We start from the raw sequence: 2,539 nt of genomic DNA on the forward strand, positions 1-2,539 counted from the left end.
CACCCGCTCCCCGGCGCCCGTCCGCCCCGGCTCAGCGCAGCAGGTCGGGCACGCCGGCGGCGTCGGGACGGTCCTCCGGCCAGGCGACCACGGTGAGCCGCTGGGTGGCCCGGGTGAGGTCCACGTACAGCACCCGCAGACCGGCCGGGGTCTCGTCGGCGATCCGGGCCGGTGACAGCAACAGCGTGGCGTCGTACTCCAGCCCCTTGGCGTCCAGGCTGCCGAGGACCAGCAGGCGCTCGTCCATTCCCGCCAGCCACCGCCGGGTCTCCTCGCGCCGCCCCATGGCGGTGATCACGCCGACCGTGCCCTCGACCTCGTCCAGCAGCCGGCGGGCCTCGGCACGGACCGTCTCCGCCGCGCCCCCGTCCTCTCCCCGCCGCTCGGCCCGCCGGGCCCTCTCGATCCTCTCGGCTCTCTCGGATCGGGGCACCACGACGAACCTCGGCTCGATCCCGGTCGAGCGGACCGCGCGGGGCGGCTCGACGCCGGGCATCGCCAGTCGCAGGACCCCGTCGGCCACCCGGGCGATCTCGGCGGGGTTGCGGTAGTTGACGGTCAGCTCGAAGCGGCGGCGGGGCCGGTTGCCCAGCGCCGCGTCCCGCTCCCGCTCGGCCTCCTCCTGCTCGGTCCACGAACTCTGCGCCGGGTCCCCGACCACGGTCCAGGTGGCCTGCCGGCCGCGCCGGCCGACCATCCGCCACTGCATGGGGGTGAGGTCCTGCGCCTCGTCGACGATGACGTGGGCGTAGCCGGTGCGTTCGCGCTCCTCGGCCTCGGCCTCCCGGTCGCGGCGGCGTGCGGTGCGGTCGGCGAAGGTGGTGACCTCCTGCACGCCCAACTCGGCGAGCATCTCCTCCTCGGTCCGCCGGCGGGGGCGCGGCGGGGTGCCCAGCAGGGTACGGAGCTCGTCCAGCAGCGCCACGTCGTGCACCGACAGCCCGCCGCCGTCCGGGGTGACCCGGGCCAGGGAGCGCGCCACCCGGCGGACCTCGCCCGGCCGCAGCACGCGGCGCGACCAGCCGGCCAGCCGCCGCTCGTCCGCCATCACCCGCAGCACGTCCAGCGGGGTCAGCTCGGGCCACCACTCGGCGAGGAAGTCGATGAAGTCGGTCTCCTCGGCGACGTCCTCGAAGAACCCGTCCCGGGCCTCGGCGGCGAGCGCCGGGTCGTCGGCGTGCCGGCGGGCGGCGCCGGCCTTCTCCCACAGCGCCTCCAGCAGCAGCCGGCGGGCCCGCGGCAGCAGCAGGTTGACGGGGGCGGTGCCGGAGAGGGCGGCGGAGCGCACGGCGGCCAGTTCGTCGGCGTCCAGCTCGATCCTTCCGCCGAAGGCGACCACCCGCAGCCGGTCGGGACGCTTGTCGGCCTCCAGGGCGCCCCGGGCCGCGCGGGCGAGCACCCGGGCCATCCGGGCCGAGCCCTTCACCACGGCCACCGGCTGCTCGTCGTGGGCGGTGGCCTCCGACCCGTCCACCAGGGAGCCGAGGGCGCGGATGACGACCTGGCCCTCCTCCCCGAGGGAGGGCAGCACGCCCTCGGTGTAGGCGACGAGCAGGGGGGTGGGGCTGATGATCAGGATGCCCCCGGAGTAGCGGCGGCGGTCCCGGTAGAGCAGGTAGGCGGCGCGGTGCAGGGCGACGGCGGTCTTGCCGGTGCCGGGTCCGCCGGTGACCTCCACGACGGAGGCGGCGGGCGCGCGGATGACCTCGTCCTGCTCGGCCTGGATGGAGGCGACGATGTCCCGCATCCGGGGGCCCCGGGCGCGGCCGAGGGCTGCCATCAGCGCGCCGTCGCCGACCACGGGCAGTTCCTCGCCGTCGAGCAGGGCGCGCAGGCCGGGACGCATCAGGTCGTCCTCCACGCCCAGGACGCGCCGGCCCCGGCTGCGGATGACGCGGCGGCGCACGACGCGGCCCGGCTCCACGGGGGTGGCCCGGTAGAAGGGGGCGGCGGCGGGGGCGCGCCAGTCGATGACCAGGGGGACGTACTCGGCGTCCAGGACGCCGAGTCGACCGATGTGCAGGGTCTCGGCGATGTCGGCGACCGGTGTGCCGTCCTCCTCCCGGATGGCGTCCGCGGCGGGCTCGACGGAGGTCTGGGCACCGTCGGGACCGCGTTCGCCGTCCCGACCGGCGAGCAGGTCGATGCGGCCGAAGAGGAAGTCCTCGAACTCGCTGTTGAGGCGGTGGAGGTGGAGTCCGGCGCGGAAGACCAGGGCGTCGCGTTCGGCGAGGGCTCCGGGAGTGCCCACCCGACCGCGCCGGGCGGCGTCGTCCACGAGGAACTCGGCCTCGTGGATCTTCTCCTCCAGCCGGCGGTACACGGCGTCCAGGTGACGCTGCTCGGCGCGGATCTCCCGTTCGCGGACGTCCAAGGCCACGGCCCCCTTCTGATCGGTCAGGGCAGCCGTCAACCGTACACCGCGCGACCGGCGCGGACTCCCCCTTCCCACCGGTCGGAAGGGGTTTTCCCCGCCCCGGCGGGTCGGCTCCCCGGGGGTGGGGCGGACCCTGTCTCTTATACACGTCTGCACATGTAG

At 75.8% G+C, this 2,539-nt stretch carries 1 protein-coding gene; it reads right to left on the reverse strand.

All coding sequences use genetic code 11. The annotated features are described in order from the left end of the window. Positions 1 to 31 precede the first annotated feature (31 nt). Positions 32 to 2,401 carry a HelD family protein gene (locus FOE67_RS22520; RefSeq protein ID WP_228474177.1) on the reverse strand — a complete coding sequence of 790 codons (2,370 nt, stop codon included), beginning with the start codon at positions 2,399 to 2,401 and terminating at the stop codon, positions 32 to 34. Positions 2,402 to 2,539 lie beyond the last annotated feature (138 nt).

This window comes from Streptomyces calidiresistens (assembly GCF_014141525.1).
Taxonomy (GTDB): Bacteria; Actinomycetota; Actinomycetes; order Streptomycetales; family Streptomycetaceae; genus Streptomyces; species Streptomyces calidiresistens.